This is a genomic window from Nocardiopsis sp. Huas11 (assembly GCF_003634495.1).
GTDB lineage: Bacteria > Actinomycetota > Actinomycetes > Streptosporangiales > Streptosporangiaceae > Nocardiopsis.
In genome coordinates, this window is the sequence record NZ_RBKY01000001.1 from 3,868,057 (window position 1) to 3,885,953 (window position 17,897).

Sequence of the window (17,897 nt, forward strand, 5' to 3'; positions counted from 1 at the left end):
TGGCTTATCGCGGTGGTGGCGGAGTTCGGTTCAGCCCGGTGGGCACGGCTGTGGGCACGCTTTTCCACAGTATCCGCGCGGCGTGTGCGCGGAGCCTGCGGCGGATGGGCGAAAATGGGGCGTATGCGTCTGAGGATCTTCCTAGAACCCCAACAGGGGGCCACGTACGAAGACCAGCTCGCCGTCGCCAAAGCGGCCGAGGACCTGGGTTTCGACGCCCTCTTCCGATCCGACCACTACCTCCACATGGGCGACCACATCGACGGGCTCCCCGGCCCGAGCGACGCGTGGATCACCCTCGCCGGGCTGGCCCGGGAGACCTCCCGTATCCGCCTGGGCACCCTGATGACCGCCGCCACCTTCCGCTATCCGGGACCGCTGGCCATCGCCGTGGCCCAGGTCGACCGGATGAGCGGGGGCCGGGTCGACTTCGGCTTCGGCGCCGGGTGGTACGAGCAGGAGCACGCGGCCTACGGGATCCCGTTCCCGGCCACCGCGCGCGAGCGCTTCGACCGCTACGAGGAACAACTCGACATCATCACCGGGTTGTGGTCGACTCCGGCGGGGGAGACCTTCAAGTACGAGGGCAAGCACTACCGTCTGGCGGAGGGCCCCGCGCTGCCAAAGCCGCAGCAGGGTCCCCGGCCTCCGGTGCTGATCGGGGGGACGGGCCCCAAGCGCACACCGCGCCTGGCGGCCACGTTCGCCGACGAGTACAACGTGCCCTTCGCCTCACTGGAGGACACCTCCGCCGCCTTCGACCGGACCCGGGCGGCGGTCGCGTCCTCCGGGCGCACCGCGCCGATGGTCTACTCGGCCGCGCAGGTGCTGTGCGTGGGGCGTGACGAGGCGGAGATCACCGCGCGCGCCGATCGGATCGGCCGTCAGGTGCCGGAGCTTCGGGAGAACGGCCTGGCCGGGTCGCCCGACGAGCTGGTGGACAAGATCGGCCGGTTCGGCGAGGCGGGTGCGGAGCGCGTGTACCTGCAGATGTTGGACATGTCCGACCTGGACCACCTGGAACTGGTGGCCTCACGGGTCGTTCCGCAGTTGGACTGACCGCGAACGGCGGGGGCGGTCGTCGGGGCCGGGGAGCGACCCGATAACTTGATATCGAGATACAAGTTGGATACCTTGACGTCAAGATAACTGCGGGGTCCCCCCGGCCCGCTCCAGGGCAGCGGTTCTGACGGACGCCCGAGAAGGCGAAGGCCACCCCGCGGCCTATCGGCCCCGCGTCCGCTCAGAAGCGGCAGGTCCCGCTCCCGTCCGACCAGACGGGATGCCGGGGACAAAGTGGCGAGATCAGGAGGCAGACACCGTGTCCGCGAACAGCTTCGGCGCCCGTGACACGTTGCGCGTTGGCGACGAGTCGTACGAGATCTTCCGGTTGGACGCCGTGCAGGGCGCCAACCGGCTTCCCTACAGCCTGAAGGTTCTGCTGGAGAACCTCCTGCGCACCGAGGACGGCGCGAACGTCACCGCCGACCACATCAGGGCCCTCGGCGAATGGGACGCAGAGGCGCAGCCCAGCCAGGAGATCCAGTTCACCCCCGCGCGGGTGATCATGCAGGACTTCACCGGCGTGCCCTGCGTCGTCGACCTCGCCACCATGCGCGAGGCCGTGCGCGACCTGGGCGGTGACGCGGACAAGATCAACCCGCTCGCCCCCGCCGAGCTCGTGATCGACCACTCCGTCGTCGTCGACCTCTTCGGCAGCCCCGACGCGTTCGAGCGCAACGTCGAGATCGAGTACGAGCGCAACTACGAGCGCTACAAGTTCCTGCGCTGGGGCCAGACCGCCTTCGACGAGTTCAAGGTCGTCCCGCCCGGCACCGGCATCGTGCACCAGGCCAACATCGAGCACCTGGCCCGCGTGACCATGGCCCGCGGCGGCCAGGCCTACCCCGACACCTGCGTCGGCACCGACTCGCACACCACCATGCAGAACGGCCTGGGCATCCTGGGCTGGGGCGTCGGCGGCATCGAGGCCGAGGCCGCCATGCTCGGCCAGCCGATCTCCATGCTCATCCCGCGCGTGGTCGGCTTCAAGCTGACCGGTGAGCTCAAGCCCGGCACCACCGCCACCGACCTGGTCCTCACCATCACCGAGCAGCTCCGCGAGCACGGTGTGGTCGGCAAGTTCGTCGAGTTCTACGGCGACGGCGTCGCGTCCGTGCCGCTGGCCAACCGCGCCACCATCGGCAACATGAGCCCGGAGTTCGGTTCCACCGCCGCGATCTTCCCGGTCGACGACGAGACCATCCGGTACATGAAGCTGACCGGCCGCCCCGCGCAGCAGGTCGCCCTGACCGAGGCCTACGCCAAGGCCAACGGCTTCTGGCACGACCCGTCGGTCGAGCCCGTCTTCTCCGAGTACATGGAGCTGGACCTGGGCGACGTCGTTCCGTCGATCGCCGGCCCCAAGCGCCCGCAGGACCGCATCGCCCTGTCCGCGGCCAAGCCGACCTGGCGCCACGACATCCAGAACTACGTCTCCGACGACGAGGCGGGCAAGGAGTCCTTCCCGGCCTCCGACGCCCCGGCCGCGGGCGCGAACCACCGTCCGCACCGCCCGGTCAAGGTCACCATGGCCGACGGCACGGAGACCGAGATCGACCACGGCGCCGTCGTGATCGCCGCGATCACCTCGTGCACCAACACCTCCAACCCCTCGGTCATGCTGGGCGCCGCCCTGCTGGCCAAGAAGGCGGTGGAGAAGGGCCTGTCCCGCAAGCCGTGGGTCAAGACCTCCATGGCGCCGGGCTCCAAGGTCGTCACCGACTACTACGAGCGCTCCGGCCTGACGCCCTACCTGGACAAGCTGGGCTTCAACTTGGTCGGCTACGGCTGCACCACCTGCATCGGCAACTCCGGTCCGCTGCCCGAGGAGATCTCCAAGGCGGTCCAGGACAACGACCTGGCGGTCTCCGCGGTCCTGTCCGGCAACCGCAACTTCGAGGGCCGGATCAACCCGGACGTGAAGATGAACTACCTGGCCTCGCCGCCGCTGGTGGTCGCCTACGCGCTGGCCGGCTCGCTCGACGTGGACATCACCACCGAGCCCCTGGGCGTGGGCAAGGACGGCCAGCCGGTCTTCCTGGCCGACATCTGGCCCACCGCCGAGGAGATCCAGGAGGTCATGGACTCGGCGATCGCCTCGGACATGTACGAGTCGGCGTACGCGGACGTGTTCGCCGGTGACGACCGCTGGCGCTCGCTGCCCACGCCCACCGGCAACACGTTCGAGTGGGAGGCCGACTCCACCTACGTGCGCAAGCCCCCGTACTTCGACGGGATGGAGGCCGCGCCGGCGCCGGTCACCGACATCTCCGGGGCCCGCGTGCTGGCCAAGCTGGGCGACTCGGTCACCACCGACCACATCTCCCCGGCCGGCGCCATCAAGCCGGGCACCCCGGCGGCCGACTACCTGAAGGCGCACGGCGTCGAGCGCCGCGACTTCAACTCCTACGGTTCGCGCCGCGGCAACCACGAGGTGATGATCCGCGGAACGTTCGCCAACATCCGGCTGCGCAACCAGATCGCTCCGGGCACCGAGGGCGGCTACACCCGCGACTTCACCCAGCCCGAGGCGCCCGTGTCGTTCATCTACGACGCCGCGCAGAACTACGCGGAGCAGGGCACCCCGCTGGTCGTCCTGGGCGGCAAGGAGTACGGCTCCGGTTCCTCGCGTGACTGGGCGGCCAAGGGCACGAGCCTGCTGGGCGTGCGCGCGGTCATCACCGAGTCCTACGAGCGCATCCACCGCTCCAACCTGATCGGCATGGGCGTGCTGCCCCTGCAGTTCCCGCAGGGCCAGTCCGCCGACTCCCTCGGCCTGACCGGTGAGGAGACCTTCTCCATCACCGGCGTGACCGAGCTCAACGAGGGCCGCGTCCCGAGCACGGTGAAGGTGACCACCGACACCGGCGTCGAGTTCGACGCCGTGGTGCGCATCGACACCCCGGGTGAGGCCGACTACTACCGCAACGGCGGCATCCTGCAGTACGTGCTGCGCCAGCTCATCGCGCAGTAGTCCACAGAGCTCCGCCCGCGCCCACAACGGCGCGCCGCGCGGTTCACCGGGGCCGCCACCGTCCGACCGACGGTGGCGGCCCCGGCCTCGTTGTGACAGCTGGGCGCGGGGGTCCCCACGCGCCCCGGGTAAGCTCACGCCATGCCGCACGCCCCCGCAGACCCTGTCAGACCCCCCGTGCGCCTCCTGGCCGTCGCCGCGGCGCTGCTCGCGGCCCTCGCGGTCCTGGTGGCGGTGGTCGCGCCCGCACCCGCCGCCGCCGACGGGACCGGGCAGCCCACGACTCCCGCGGCGCACGTCGCCGCCCTCATGGCCGAGGAGCCCGAGGGCCGGGCCGTCGTGGTCAGCGACCTCCTGGCGGGGGAGTACGACCTCCAGCGGGTCCAGGAGCAGGTCCGGGCCGAGTTCGACCGCCTGGGCGTCCCCTACCGGGTCTTCGTCTCCACCGACTTGTCGGCGTTCGAGGGCGAGGAGTTCCTGGCCGCCGTGCAGGAGCGGTCCGGCAGGGAGGGCCTGTACGTGCTCCTGAACGCGGGGCAGACGGTCGTCGTCGCCACCACCACGCCCGGGACCGACCTGCCGACGCGCGACGCGGGCAGCGTCCTCATGAGCGACGAGTCCTACGACTACGAGACCCCCGTTCCCCAGCTCGCGGCGGGCTACGTCGACGCCCTCCTCGACCCCGACGTCGCCGAGCGCGCCGAGCGTGCGCTGAACGAGGCCCTGGACCAGCCCGCCGAGGGCACCGAGCCCGTGGAGCCGGACGACGAGGCCCCGTCCGCCTGGCGGGAGTTCCTGGACGACATGAGCCCGGACAGCACCAACGGCCCGGAGAACACCGGGACCGTGGCGGGCATGGTGGGCGGCACGGCCCTGGGGTTCGGCCTCTCCGCCGCCGTCCTGGTCTGGTGGCGCAGGTCCGACCGGCGCGTGCGGTTCGGCTCGTGGGCGTGGGCGGGCGGATCCGTGGCGGTCGCCGCCGCGGTCGTCGTGGCCGGCATGGTCCACGTCACCTCTGCCCCCGCCGAGGAGCCCGCCGAGGACTCCGCCACGCCGGGACCGGACGCCGCCGAGAGCGCGGACCTGTTGGCGGAGCCGCCGTACGTCGCCGCCACCGAACGCGTGGACCGCGTGATCGGCGCGTGGGAGGGGTCACCGGTGTTCGCCGACCCCTTCATCACTGTGGACCCCGCGGCGCTGGAGGATCTGGACGCCGCCGTGGCAGCCGCCCCCGTGCCGGTCCACGTGGCCGCGGTGCCCGTCGCCGGCACCGACGAGTCCGACGGCGACCCCGAGGTGCTGGCGCACGCGCTCGCCCACACCCGGGGCGAGGACGGGGTCTACGTCGTCGTCGACGCCACGTCCGGCAGAGGGGCCTTCGCCCTGCTGGGCGTCGACCCCGGCTCGGACCCCTACGACCTGTCCACGGCGATGTCGGACGCCATGCCCTCGGCGGCGAGTGTCGAGGTGGCCCTGGCGCTGGTGGACGAACTCGGCGGCGCCCGGCTCGACCCCGAGGCCGAGGCGACCGTCCCCATGGCGGCGAGGCTCCACGACGACACGATCGAGGACGAGGAGCCGACCGCACCCCTGGGACGCTACGCCGCCGACGGACTGCTGCCCGGACTGCTCATCCTCGGCCCGCTCGTCGGCGTCCTGCTCTGTCTCGCGTTCGTCCCGCTGTACCTGCTGGTGCGCCTGGTCCGCGCCACCCCCGGCCGACGGCTGCGCCCGACGGCCCGCCGCGAGGCCGCGCGCGCGGTCGCCGCGTTGAAGGCGGCCGGGGACCTGCCCGCCGGTGACCAGGCGGTCCGGGACCTCGACACGGCGCTGATCGTGCTCGGGGAGGACCCCGACGAACTCGACCTCGTCGGGGCGACCGTGCTGGCGCGCCGCGCCGCACGGCGCCTGGAGGAGGGCAGCGCGGGCGGCGGCGGCCGGGTGTGCATGGTCGACCCCCTGCACGGCTTCGCGTCGGGCAAGGGCGGTATCCCCAAGGCGAACCGGTCCGACCTGCACCTGTGCGGCCGCTGCTTGCGGCTGACACCGTCGTTGCGCACGCCGCTGAGGGTCGCCGGCCCCCGGGGGAGGCGCGTCCCCCACCTGTTGCTGGACGAGCGCAGCTGGGTCACCTCCTGGTACGGGACGCGCGAGAACCTGAGCGGAGAGAAGCTGTTGGAGGAATCCCGTGCCCGTTAGTGTCCGCTCGATCCGTTCCGGCGGTGTCCGCGCCGCCTTGGCCCTGAGCGTGGCCGCTCTGCTCTGGGCCGCGCCCGCGGCAGCGCACGCCGACGCCCCGGCCGAGTCACCGGCCCAGGCCATCGCCACCGCGCTGGCGGAGTCGCCGGTCTACGTCGACCCGTCCTACGACAGTGCCTTCCCCGAGGAGGCGCGGACCGCCGCCGTCGCGGCCATCGAAGGCAGCGGGCTGCCCGTGCGGGTCGTCCTCGCCCCGCTGGTGGACGGCGACACCTGGGACGGCGACGCCCAGCGGCTGGCCGCGGCCGTCCACGACAGGGCGGGCGGCGGCGACGCCCACTACCTCCTGCTGGAGGACGGGCGGCTCGTGGGCACCGACATGCCGGCCTCGACCACCGAACCCTCCGACCAGCGCGCCCACTACGCCGCACTGGCCGCCTCCTACGCGACCGACTTCGACGCCCCGGTCGCCGAACAGGTGGAACTGGCCGTGGAGTACGCCGTCTCCGACGACCCCGCGGCGGCCTACGAGGAGCAGATGCGCGCCTACGAGGAGTCCCAGGAGCTCGGGAGCGCCACTCCCGAGACGGGCTCCGAGCCCGGGACGGACGCCCGTGCCGACACCGGGTCCGGGGCCGAGGGGTCGGGCGGCCCGGGCGGGGTGTGGCCGTGGATCGGCGGCGGCGCGGTGGCCGTGCTCCTGCTCGTGGGCGGCTACCTGTGGTGGACCCGCCGGCGGCCGATGCCGACGCTGCCGCAGCACGCTGCCTTCGCCAACGCCGACCAGGCGCGGCGGGAGGCACTGGAACGGCAGGTCGATCGCGAGATCACCGAGGTCGGCGAGCGCCTCGGCGCCCTGCGGCCGGCCCCCGGCACCGCCGCCTCCCGCGCCCTGGGCGAGGCCCTGGACGCCCACGACGCCGCTCGCAGGGTCGCCGAGACCATGCGCGAGGGCTCCCTCGCCGACGTCGTCGGTGCGCTGGTCCTGCTCGACCTGGCCGAGGACGGCCTGGCGGCGGCTTCGAGCGGCAGGGGTTCGCCCGCCCGGCGCCGCCACTGCTACGCCAACCCCCTCCACGGCACCGACACCACCGAGACGGACTGGCGCCGACTCGGCGCCACACAGACCGTCCGGGTGCCGCTGTGCGGCGCGTGCGCGAAGGCGGTGCGCACGCGGACCCGGCTGAACGTCCTGCACGTGGCGCACGAGGGACGCTCGGTGCCCTACCACGAGGTGCCCGTCGAGGAGAGCGTGTGGGCGGCCACCGGTTTCGGCGCGCTCGCCGACGACCTCGTCCAGCGGATCCAGCGGGGTGCCCACCGGTCGGGGCGGTGACCGGGCCCACGCCCGAGGGCGGGCCCGGCCGGTTCATCGCCGGCGCAGCCGGTACCAGTGCTCGTCGAAGTGGAGCGCGCGGGCCAGCGCGTCCGGATCGGTGTCGGCGGTCTCCACATCGGTGATCTCCCACGAGGGGAAGGCCCGCTCGACGTCGGCCCTGCTCGCTCCATGGGGAAGCGGGCCCCGTCGCCGCGGTGCGAAGACGTCCAGGACGACGGTGGCGTCGTCGGTGGTGATCACGCCGACCTCGCGCCCCATCGCCGCGCGCTGGGACCCGGTGAGGCCGTGGAACGTCCCGGTGTCGAGCACCAGCCGGTACCCGGTGCCCACGCCCGAGGTCCTCAGCTCGGTCACGTCACCGTGGACCAGGCGCATGTCGACCCCGGCCGCGGTGATCCGCTCGCGTGCCCGGCGCAGCGCCCCTTCGACGATGTCGACCCCTGTGACCCGCCACCCGCGCCTGGCGAGCTCCACCCCCAGACCGCGCTGCCGCAGCCCAGGTCGAGTGCCCGGCCGTAGGGGGCTTCGCGCCCCTGTTCCTCACGGTCCAGCAGCAGCGCCAGGGACGCGGCGAAGGGCGCGTGCTCGGCGAGGTCCTCCCAGGGATGGAAGCCCACACGGTAGAAGGCTCTCGTCGTGTCCACGGCTCCTCCTTCAGCCTCGGTACGGCCGGTACACACCACGCTAGGCGGCGGGCACGCGGCGCGCTTCGGGGAGAACACCCAGTGGTCGGGCCCAGCCCGATGGGTGGTTCCACGCAGCGCGGCGCTCAGCGCAGGTCGTGTTCGAAGGCGTAGGCCGTCGCGGCCGCACGGGTGGCCACCCCGAGTTTGGCGAGGATGTTGCTCACGTGCCGCTCGACGGTCCGCTCGCTCAGCACGAGTTCGGCGGCGATCTCCCTGTTGGTCGACCGTTCCTATTCAGTGTTCAGGAGTGGGTGTTGGACCCATCTGCTGTCACTGCGCGCGTCCCGAACGGTGCTGGACGCGCTGGTTCCCCGCGTTCTCTCCTTCCCTGCCCGGGCACGCGCATCGTGTACGCGCTCCGTGGCAGGGCGGCGGGGTCCCTCACACCCCAAAGACCCCGGTTCGGTCTGGACGGTCCGAGGCCCGCCACCATCACTCCGGTGGTGGCGGGGCGGCGGGGTCCGACGCCGAATCGGGCGCCCCAGGGCGCGCCTGCCAATGGCCACCGCAGCGGCGTCATGGCGAGTCATATTTCGGTTCTTGCTGTTCAGGGGCTTGGCCCAGTGCTGGGCGCCCCACATAGAGGTATAGGCCGGGTCCACGGCCACGATCGCGATTGCGCGTTCGGCGGCCATGGACACGATCCGGGCCCGGAGCTTGGCGGTGGGCATACCGCAGATGAGCTGCCGGAAGCGCTTCCTGCGGCCGTGCTTCTCCCGGGTCGTCTCGGTGGTGAAGTCCAGGTCCTCGATGGCGATCGCCTGCGCGCCGGTGCGCTGGGTCCAGTGCAGCAGCCCGGTCAAAGCGTGTCGGACCTGGGCGTCACGGTGCGCAGCACGACCGGTCAAGTCGAAGGAGAACCGCTCAGGGTCCCCGACCGGGTTGCCGTGCGGGTCGAGCCGGTAGGCGGCCAGATGGTCGGCGTTCATATCCACACCCACCACCCCCTGCGCGCAGGCCGCGTCCAACGGCAGGGCCCGGGCCTGGGGGCGGGTCCAGGACGCGGTCACATACCACCTGGCGCGTTCGGTGTCGTGGTGGATGCGGTAGGCCACCGCCCGGTCGGCTTCGACGCGGTCGGTCCACTCCTCTCCCCGGTGAGCGAAAGCCACTCGGCAGGAGAGCACGTAGCGGCCGTGGGGGGCGTTGGCCAGGTGTTCCAGCGGGGCCGGGAGCCGGATCGAGACGCGCCCGGCCGGGGTGAGGCGGATCGTTTCGTTGCCGTACCGCTTGCCGGACTCCCCGTCGGCCTGGAGGAAGAACCGCTCCGCTTCCCACCGGTCCCGCCACTCGGCCTCGGTGAGCTGCGCCTGCTCCAGGTGATGACGAGTGTTCAGCAGCCGCTTACCGCCCCGCACCACATGCACGATCCCGGCTTCCCAGTCCTGGCGCACCTGGGCCAGACGGTCTTTGAGGCAGGCCAGGCGGCGGGACTTGGCGTGCCATTCGCGCCGCGACCGGTACCCGCCCGGGGCGCGTTTGGTGCCCTTGTCCCCCAAGGGGAGGGAGAGCCGGTGCTCCAGCATCCGGATACCCGCTTCGAGCTTGTGCAGGTGAGCGGCCTGGCTGCGGCGGGCCAGCGCCCACTGGTCGTGGGTGGCCTTGGTGATGGAGCCCGCCCACCGCGACGACGACCTCGCGGTCAACTCGCGTTTACGCGCCGCCCAGGTCCCAGCGTCATGGTCGCGGCCCTGACGGCACCGGGTCGCCAGATCGCCAGAGGCCAGCGAGCCCAGATGAGCGCCCACCGAACGCAGGACCTGCTCATCGGTCGGGGTGAGGTGTTGGAGCCGGTCACGCACCGCCACCCCGGCCGGGCCCGGAACCACAGAAGAGGGCTCGATGGGCCGCAACCGTGTCGTGCCACGCTTGGCCACCGACTCCACCTCCCGAACGTGGCCTGGTACGTGTGTTCGATCCTGAAGCTAGCAGCGCGGGCGGGGCCCTGTCCGGCGAACCACGAAAACCAACGACGGCGCCCCCATCCAGGACCCCTCCCCCAAGCACACGCACGCACGCGACCGGAAGACCGCGACCAGCGCGCCCATGACCACCTCCGCACAGGCAAAGCCACTCATACACACCCCACCGGCAACAGCCCTCAACCCCTCACGGAGCCGTCCGAGCTTGATCAGCGCGCGCCCCTGTTCGTGTACGGCCAGTGCGAACAGGTCCGCGTCCTCGAACCGCTCGGCGATCTCGACGGTGTGCCGTGCGGCGTCGAACGCCGCCTCGTGCTCGCCGCGGGCGTCGTGTTCGAGCACGGTGGGCAGGTGGAGGTAGCCGCGTTCGACGCAGTCGCCGCCTTCGCGTTCGAGGATCCGGGCCGCGCGGCCCAGCCATCCGCTCGCCGGCCCGTGCTCGCCGCGCAGCCGCAGGTGCAGACCGGCCCAGAACGCGCAGCGGACCGCGCGCAGTGGTTCGTGCCGAGTCAGGTGCGACCGATGCGCCGCCTCCAGGGCCCGGACCACCGTGTCGTCGGCGCCGATCATGTAGGCCGCGGTCGCCAGCAGCTCGTAGTCCCGGGCGCTGAGCGGACCGTTGCGCTCCGCTTCCTCCAGCTCGGCGCACACCTGTTCCCAGGTCCTGCCACCGAGGGGCGGCCGGTCCTGTCCCGAGATCATCGCGACGTCCCCGTCGGCCCGCGCGCCGGGGTTCCCATGTCAAAAGCATAGTCCCGGCCTCGCGTGCCGCATCGTGCCGGCGGCTGTGGCAGCCTGGTGAACGATTCCCGTGAGCGGACGGTCCCGACGGGGCCGCCGCCCCCGTCGGGGCGACGATTCCGTCGCCGGACCGGGATATTCGTGGCTATAGTTCCCACGGATCCCTGTGGTGAGGGCGGGACGCACACGGACGAACGATCAAGGAACGAGGCGGTTGTGGACGACGGGACGGGCGAGGACGGGGTCGCGCGACCGTCCGATCGCGTGGTCGGCGACTACCGGCTGGTGCGGTCGCTGGGACGGGGCGGGTTCGGCGAGGTGTTCCTCGGCGAGGCCCCCGACGGGACGAAGGCCGCGGTCAAGCTGCTCCACGCCAGTTGGGCGGGCGACGCGGACATGCGGCGCCGCTTCACGGCAGAGGTGGAGCAGGCGCGCCGGGTGAGCGGGTTCTGCATCGCGGGCATCCTGGACGCCGATCCCGAGGCGGCCGAGCCGTGGATCGCCACGGAGTACATCGACGGTCCCACCCTGCAGGAGGCCGTCGACCGGGACGGGCCACGCACCGGAGCCGACCTGCACCGGCTGGCCGTCTCCACGGCCACCGCGCTGGCGGCCATCCACGCCGCCGGGGTCGTGCACCGGGACCTCAAGCCCGACAACATCATGCTCGCGCCCGACGGCCCCCGGGTGATCGACTTCGGGATCGCCCGTGCCGTGGAGTCCACGTCGGTGACGGCCAGCGGTGTGGTCGGCACCATCGGGTACATGGCACCGGAGCAACTGGAGGGGGCCCGGCTGACGTCGGCTGTGGACCTGTTCTCCTGGGGATCGGTGATGGTCTACGCGGCCACCGGCCAGGAGGCCTTCTCCGGGCCGACCCAGGCCTCCCGGATCGCCCGCATCCTCGGCGGGGAACCCGATCTGGGCGCTCTTCCCGAGCCCCTGCTCGGCATCATCCGGACGTGCCTGGACAAGGACCCCGACCAGCGCCCCGACGCCGCCACGCTGCTCAACCGGCTCATCTCCGCTCCGGCCGAGGGGACGGCGGCACCGGCGCCCGCGCCGACACCCGCCGTGTCGCCCAACGGGGACGGCACCGCGCTCACGCCCCGGCCCGCCGACCGGACGCGGATCGGCGTCGACCCGACGATGATCGCGGGGGACACCCCGCGCCAGGTCGATCCCACCCGCGTGGCCCCGCCGGCCGCGGTGGACCCCACGCGTGCCTACACCGCGCTCGCCGCGCCGCACGCCCCGCCCGTGCCCGGCGCCCCGCCCGCCCCTGAGGGTCCGTCCGCTCCGCAGTACTCCGGCGCCGCGCCTTCGGGTCCGCCGCACGCCGGCCCCCTGGCGTCGGCTCCGTACCCGGCGGGCTCCCTGGCCACCGGGCCCCACGCCACCGGCGGGGTGCCCCCGTGCCACTTCGGCGGTGTACGCTTCACCGACCCGCGCGCGCTCGCGGAGGCCTTCCAACGCGACTGGCCGGCGGCCCTGCGGGTCTTCGGCGACGCCGCCGAACGCGCGGCCCTGGGCGCCTGGATCATCAACGACCTGGGCGACACCACGGTCGACCGCTCCCTGTTCCGGCGCCAGGCCGCGGACGCCAACCTCGCCATCGCCTCCTTCGTCGCCCAGCTGCGCCCGGACCTGCCACCTGTCTTTCGCGGCCGTCCCGCCTCCCTGGAGGCGCTCGGCCAGTTGTTCGCCGATCCCGCGCCGATGCTGACCGGTGCGCCCCTGGCGGGCGAGATGGCGCTGCTCGCCAGGCCCGACGTCCTGCGCGTGATGGGACAGCACCACTCGGGCCGGCCCGGCGCCCTCCTCCAGCTCGCCGAGCACCTCGGCCAGGCGGAACGGGCCGGGATCGCCTTCCACGAACAGCTCCGCGGCGACCTGGCCGGATGGGTCAGCACGCGCGTCCACGTCAACCCCGCCCTGGTGCTGGCCTTCCTCCTGCACCCCGAGAGCGCCGTTCCGCCGAAGGAAGGCGACAAGGCCGTCGCGGAGTGGATCGACGTCCTGTGGCGCAGGGTCGAGTCCGCGCCCGCACCCGAGAGCGCAGGCTGCGCGGCGATGGTCTACGGAGCCGTGCCGACCCTGCGCGAGCTGGCCCGCCAGCGGCGCCACTGGGAGGAGCGCTTCTCCGCGGTCTCGGCGGAGCACGACGCCCTGGCGAACAGGGTCGGCCTCCAGGTCCACCTCACCAACGCCGTGCGGTACAGCCGGTGGGCGATCCTCGCCTTCCCGGCGGCGATCGTCGCGGACTACGTCTTCGAAGCCCCGGACGCGATGGTCGGGCTGCTGTCGGTGGTCTCCCTCCTGGGCCTGATCGGTGCGCTCTCGTGCACCGCGGCCCGCCGCGTGGTGTGCGGAACGCCCGCGCGCCGAGCCCACCGGGTCATGGAACTGGAGCATTCCAGCGCCCAGCTACCGCAGCTGACCTCGGGCGTGGAGCGCATCCGCACCGACCTCGCCCAGGCCCGCAGGATCAGCGGGGGTTGATCCGGGCCAGGCCGTGCGCGCCGCCGCCGGTCCGGGCCCGGGCGAGTCCGGACGGGACCATAGGATCGGCGGAGTCCGGCAGTACGGCGAGGTGAGTGGAGGACCGTGGAGGAGACGACGCGGACGGTCGGCGGATTCCGGCTGACGCGCTCCCTGGGGCGCGGCGGGTTCGGCGAGGTGTTCCTGGGGGAGCGGCCGGACGGCACGCGGGCGGCGGTCAAGCTGCTGCACGCCGCCTGGGCCGAGGACACCGACATGCGTCGGCGCTTCACGGCCGAGGTGGACCAGGCACGACGCGTGAGTGGATTCTGCATCGCAGCGATCCTGGACGCCGACCCCGAGGCCGAGCGGCCGTGGATCGCCACGGAGTACATCGAGGGCCCCACGCTTACCAAGGCGGTCGCCGAGAAGGGTCCGCGCACGGGCTCCGCGCTCCTGCGGCTGGCGGTGTCCACGGCCACGGCCCTGGCGGCGATCCACGCGGCGGGCGTGGTGCACCGGGACCTGAAGCCGGACAACATCATGCTGGCCCCGGACGGGCCGCGGGTGATCGATTTCGGGATCGCGCGCGCCGTCGAGGCGACCTCCGTGACGGCCAGCGGTGTGATCGGCACCGTGGGGTACATGGCGCCCGAGCAGCTGGAGGGTGCCCGGCTCACCCCGGCGGTGGACCTGTTCGCCTGGGGATCGGTGATGGTGTTCGCGGCCACCGCGCACGAGGCCTTCCCCGGACCGACGCAGGCCTCGCGCATCGCCCGCATCCTGTCGAGCGAGCCGGACACCGGAGGGGTGCCCGAACCCCTCGCCACGGTGGTCCGCGTCTGTCTGGACAAGGATCCCGAGCGGCGTCCCGACGCGGCCGCGCTGATGGACCACCTGGTCACCGGGCGGCCCCTGGCCATCGGTGGCCCCGGGATCCCTCCGACCCGCGCCTACACACGGTTCGCGACCCCCGAGGAGACCCAGGACGCGGCACACACGGGCACCCCGCACACCTCTGAGCACGCGGGTCCTCCACGTACCTCTGAGCACGCGGTGCCTCCGCCCGGCCCCGGTGATGGGTATACGGGTCCGCCGTACACGTCTGGTCCGGGGCCGGTTCCGCCCGTCTCGCCTCCCACTGGCGCCCCGTACACCTCGGGGCACGCAGGGACCCCGTATACGTCGGGTCCTGTGCCGGCGGATCCCGGTGATGGATATACGGGGCCGCCGTACACGTCGGGGCACGCGAGTCCTCCGCGTACCTCTGAGCACGCGGTGCCTCCGCCCGATCCCGGTGACGGGTACACGGGCACCCCGTACACGCCCGGTCCCGGGGCGGCTCCGCCTGTCTCGCATCCCACGGGCACCCCGCACACGTCGGGCCGTGTACCGCCGGACCTCGGCGTGGGATACACGGGCGCCCCGTACACCTCGGGTCAGGCAGTGCCGCCGGATCCCGGTGCCGGGTTCGCGGGTTCGGCGTCCGAGCCCGGGGCGAGTGCGCATGGCGCGGCGCCGACCTACCGGTTCGCGGGCAGGGCGTACGCCGACGCCGGCGAACTCGCGGCCGCGATGCAGCGCGACTGGACCCAGGCGGCCTCGGTCTTCGGCGACCCGACCGAACGCGCCGCGCTCGACTGGTGGGTCGGCCACGACCTGCGCGTGACACTCGCCGACCGCTCGCCCTTCCAACGCGGCGTGGTCGACGTGAACCTGGCGGTGGCGTCGTTCGTGGCTCAGCTGCGCCCGGACCTGCCGCCGGTCTTTCGCGGTCGGGACGCCTCCCCGGCCGGGTTGCGTGCCCTGTTCCGCGACACCCGCCCGTCGGCGCCCGGTGACCGCACCGCCCACGAGCGCCTGCTGCTGGCGCGTCCGGCGGTGATCCGGCTGATGGCCGCGCACCGCGCCCCGGACGCCGACGCGCTGCGCGTGCTGGCCGACGACCTCGAAGCGGCGGTCCGCGCCGGTGCGGGCCTGTGGCAGGAGAACGACCCCTCGGGCCGCACGGACCCCGTGCTCACCCTGGCGTTCCTGCTGCACCCGGAGCTGGTCGTGCAGCCCGACCCCGGCGACCGGCCGGGCAGGGCGGAGTGGGCGCGTGCCCTCTGGGCCCGGGTGGAGGGCGCCACCGGGGCCGCGCGCGCCGGGTACGCCGCGGCCGCGTTCGGACTGCTCCGCCGCCCCTGACCCGGGCCGGGGGGCGGCCACCCGCGGCGGCCTCGCGCGGCGCTCAGGCTCCCGGCTCGGCCTCGGCCCATGGACGCGGCGCGTCGCCGGTGACCAGGGCGTCGAGCCGGGCGCTGATCGCCGAGTGCGCCATGTCGTAGGGCGTGGCCAGGTCGTCCTCCAGCAGCGAGACCGCGTTCGCGTACTCCATGAACGCCCGGACCTCGAAGGCCAGCAGCGCCGGATCGGCCGTGTCGGAGAGTTCGCCCAGCTGCCGGGCGTCCCGGGCGGCCTGGGTGAGGGCCTGGCGCCATTCCTGGTGCGCCTCGACCAGTGCGTCGCGCACCCGGCCCGGGCGGGACTCGAACTCCGCGTTCACGGTGTAGAAGAAGCAGCCGCCGGTGAAGACCCGTGCGCGCGAGTACTCGATCCAGTTCGCGCACAGCCGCCACAAGCGGCCGATCCCGGGGCGCACCGTCATCGCCTCGCGCACCACGTGCTCGACGAACACGCGCCGGGCGGCCCTGATCGTGGCGAGCTGGAGCTCCTCCTTGGATCCGAAGTGCGCGAACACCCCGCTCTTGCTGACGTCGAGTTCCTTGGCGAGCCGCCCGAGCGAGAGACCGTCCAGCCCTTCCACCGAGGCGATGTCGAGGGCGCTGGCCAGCACCGTCCGGCGGGTCTGGTCGCCGCGCTGGACCCGTCCGTCGGTCCGGGTGCTCATCCATGCCTCCTGGGTAGACGATCGGTCGATCTCATCCTAGAACACCCAGCCCTTGACGCGAAGGCCCTGGCGAACAAATAATACGATCGTTCGTATAGTTTTCTTGGTGCGGCCCGCCGCACGGATCGGAGTCCGCAGTGAACACCATCGCGATCACCGGAACCGCCCTCAACGCCCTCGCGCTGCCCGCCCCCGCACTCGCCGGGGAGCTGGCCCGTCGCCTCTGGGTCCGCACGGGCCGGGTCCGCCCGGTCGCGCAGGCGGACCGCGACGTCCACGACCTGGCACGCACCGAGCACCTGCACGTGGGGGAATGGGAGGTGGCGACCTACGCCTGGGGTGATGGCGCCCGCCCCGTCCTGCTCGCGCACGGGTGGCTCTCACGGGCCTCCCGGTTCGCGCCGCTCGTACGCCGCCTGCTCGACCTCGGCTACAGCCCCGTGTCCTGGGACGCCCCCGGCCACGGGGCGACCGGCGGCCGGGCCGGTACCATCCTGGACGCCCAGGAGATCATCGGCCTCCTGCAGTCCCGGCACGGTCGCTTCAGCGCCGTCGTCAGCCACTCCTTGGGCGCGCTGTTCTCGGTCCACGCCCTGCGTCAGGGCATCGAGGCGGACCGGCTGGTCCTCGTCTCCGGGGTGGCCGACTTCGAGGTCGTCATCGCCGGGTTCACCGCCGGTCTGCGGCTGCGGCCGCGCACCGTGGCGGGCCTGCGCACGGCGATCGAGCGCTACCACTTCGCCGGGGACACCACGGTGTGGACCCGCTTCGACGCCGTTCACGAGGCGCACACCCTCACCCAACCGGTGCTGCTCCTGCACGACCAGGACGATCCGATGATTCCGCACGCCCAGTCGCGCCGCATGCTCGCCGCCTTCGGCGACCGCGCCGCCTTGGTCACCACGTCCGGGCTCCGGCACAACGGCATCCTCACCGACGGCGACAGCCTGGACCGGATCACCGCCTTCGTCCAGGGCGCGCCGGTGGCCTCGCCCTAGCGGGGGTCGGCCGCGCGGGGGTTGTCGATGACCATCCCGGCGTGCTCACGGGGACGGTGCCCGGCGTAGAAGTCCTCCTCCTGTCGGGCCCACCGGTCCCGGTGGGGGCCGTAGACGGCGGCGTCCCCCCGCGCGTCCAGCCTGCGGGACCGCTCGGCGCCGGGCACCGCCACCCAGACCAGCGCGTCGGTCAGAGCGCGGGCCTGCCTCGCGCCGGCTCCGCAGCCCTCCACCACCAGCGTGCCCCCGGCGGCGACGTCCTCCGGGAGCCGGGTCCACTCCGGGGCGAAGCCCCCGCGCTCCCAGTCGTAGCGGTGCCAGGCGGCCGGCTCCCCGCGGCGCAGCGGGGCCAGCACCCAGTCCCGGAGCAGGTGCGGCGCCCGCGCCAGCCCGTCCCACCCGGGGTAGAGGTCCTCCATCGTCAGCACGTGGACGGGCTCGCCGCGTGCGGCCAGGTCCGCGCGCAGGTGGTCGGCGACCGTGCTCTTGCCCGAGCCGGAACGGCCCTCCACCGCTACGACGCGCACGCCGGCGCCCCGGTCGGGCAGGAGCGAGACCGCGCGGGACTGCCAACCGCGCTCGGCGGTGCTGATCATCGGTAC

General features: G+C 73.1%; 14 protein-coding genes. 7 read left to right on the forward strand and 7 right to left on the reverse strand.

What is annotated here, in order from left to right:
• Positions 1–123: 123 nt before the first annotated feature.
• From DFP74_RS17690 to DFP74_RS17705, 4 genes are all read left to right on the forward strand, one after another.
• A complete protein-coding gene (locus DFP74_RS17690) occupies positions 124–1,059 on the forward strand; it encodes an LLM class F420-dependent oxidoreductase (RefSeq protein ID WP_121182903.1) in 936 nt (311 codons plus the stop codon).
• A gap of 262 nt (positions 1,060–1,321) precedes the next feature.
• Entirely contained in the window at positions 1,322–4,036 is a 2,715-nt protein-coding gene (acnA, locus tag DFP74_RS17695) for an aconitate hydratase AcnA (protein ID WP_121182905.1), read from the forward strand.
• Positions 4,037–4,177: 141 nt separating this feature from the next.
• Positions 4,178–6,235, forward strand: a complete 2,058-nt coding sequence (locus tag DFP74_RS17700) for a hypothetical protein (RefSeq protein ID WP_121182907.1) — start codon at positions 4,178–4,180, stop codon at positions 6,233–6,235.
• The gene (locus tag DFP74_RS17705) at positions 6,225–7,571 is read left to right on the forward strand and encodes a hypothetical protein (RefSeq protein WP_233571015.1); all 1,347 of its coding nucleotides are present in this window, start codon (positions 6,225–6,227) and stop codon (positions 7,569–7,571) included. The genes DFP74_RS17700 and DFP74_RS17705 overlap by 11 nt, the downstream gene beginning before the upstream one ends.
• 33 nt (positions 7,572–7,604) lie before the next feature.
• On the opposite strand, the gene DFP74_RS17710 is transcribed toward DFP74_RS17705, so the two are convergent.
• The 5 genes from DFP74_RS17710 to DFP74_RS17725 all read right to left on the reverse strand — a co-directional run bounded on the left by DFP74_RS17710 (position 7,605) and on the right by DFP74_RS17725 (position 10,884).
• Positions 7,605–8,006, reverse strand: coding sequence for a class I SAM-dependent methyltransferase (locus DFP74_RS17710; RefSeq protein WP_233571352.1), 402 nt, complete (start codon positions 8,004–8,006; stop codon positions 7,605–7,607).
• A complete protein-coding gene (locus DFP74_RS34395) occupies positions 7,925–8,218 on the reverse strand; it encodes a hypothetical protein (RefSeq protein WP_233571430.1) in 294 nt (97 codons plus the stop codon). Before DFP74_RS34395 ends, DFP74_RS17710 begins: the two co-directional genes overlap by 82 nt.
• 125 nt (positions 8,219–8,343) lie before the next feature.
• Positions 8,344–8,469, reverse strand: coding sequence for a LuxR C-terminal-related transcriptional regulator (locus DFP74_RS17715; protein WP_121182909.1), 126 nt, complete (start codon positions 8,467–8,469; stop codon positions 8,344–8,346).
• A gap of 21 nt (positions 8,470–8,490) precedes the next feature.
• Positions 8,491–10,137, reverse strand: a complete 1,647-nt coding sequence (locus DFP74_RS17720) for a transposase (RefSeq protein WP_199725691.1) — start codon at positions 10,135–10,137, stop codon at positions 8,491–8,493.
• Positions 10,138–10,185: 48 nt separating this feature from the next.
• Entirely contained in the window at positions 10,186–10,884 is a 699-nt protein-coding gene (locus DFP74_RS17725) for a hypothetical protein (RefSeq protein ID WP_121182911.1), read from the reverse strand.
• 255 nt (positions 10,885–11,139) lie between these two features.
• On the opposite strand from DFP74_RS17725, the gene DFP74_RS17730 reads away from it, so the two are divergent.
• The gene (locus DFP74_RS17730) at positions 11,140–13,425 is read left to right on the forward strand and encodes a serine/threonine-protein kinase (protein WP_121182913.1); all 2,286 of its coding nucleotides are present in this window, start codon (positions 11,140–11,142) and stop codon (positions 13,423–13,425) included.
• A 105-nt stretch (positions 13,426–13,530) separates the two neighbouring features.
• Positions 13,531–15,594 (forward strand): serine/threonine-protein kinase, encoded by a 2,064-nt coding sequence (locus DFP74_RS17735; protein WP_121182915.1) that lies wholly within the window; start codon positions 13,531–13,533, stop codon positions 15,592–15,594.
• Between the two features lie 43 nt (positions 15,595–15,637).
• On the opposite strand, the gene DFP74_RS17740 is transcribed toward DFP74_RS17735, so the two are convergent.
• Positions 15,638–16,297: a TetR/AcrR family transcriptional regulator gene (locus tag DFP74_RS17740; RefSeq protein WP_121182917.1), complete on the reverse strand. Its 660-nt coding sequence runs from the start codon at positions 16,295–16,297 to the stop codon at positions 15,638–15,640.
• A gap of 137 nt (positions 16,298–16,434) precedes the next feature.
• On the opposite strand from DFP74_RS17740, the gene DFP74_RS17745 reads away from it, so the two are divergent.
• Positions 16,435–17,295, forward strand: coding sequence for an alpha/beta hydrolase (locus DFP74_RS17745; protein ID WP_121182919.1), 861 nt, complete (start codon positions 16,435–16,437; stop codon positions 17,293–17,295).
• On the opposite strand, the gene DFP74_RS17750 is transcribed toward DFP74_RS17745, so the two are convergent.
• Entirely contained in the window at positions 17,292–17,891 is a 600-nt protein-coding gene (locus tag DFP74_RS17750) for a uridine kinase (RefSeq protein WP_121182921.1), read from the reverse strand. The two genes, DFP74_RS17745 and DFP74_RS17750, sit on opposite strands and share 4 nt — an antisense overlap.
• Positions 17,892–17,897: the final 6 nt, after the last annotated feature.

Excerpts from the sequence above, each read along its gene's own strand:
- DFP74_RS17750 (WP_121182921.1), bottom strand. The coding sequence starts at position 17,891 with ATGATCAGCACCGCCGAGCGCGGTTGGCAGTCCCGCGCGGTCTCGCTC.
- DFP74_RS17740 (WP_121182917.1), bottom strand. The coding sequence starts at position 16,297 with ATGAGCACCCGGACCGACGGACGGGTCCAGCGCGGCGACCAGACCCGC.
- DFP74_RS17725 (WP_121182911.1), bottom strand. The coding sequence starts at position 10,884 with ATGATCTCGGGACAGGACCGGCCGCCCCTCGGTGGCAGGACCTGGGAA.
- DFP74_RS17690 (WP_121182903.1), top strand. The coding sequence starts at position 124 with ATGCGTCTGAGGATCTTCCTAGAACCCCAACAGGGGGCCACGTACGAA.
- DFP74_RS17700 (WP_121182907.1), top strand. The coding sequence starts at position 4,178 with ATGCCGCACGCCCCCGCAGACCCTGTCAGACCCCCCGTGCGCCTCCTG.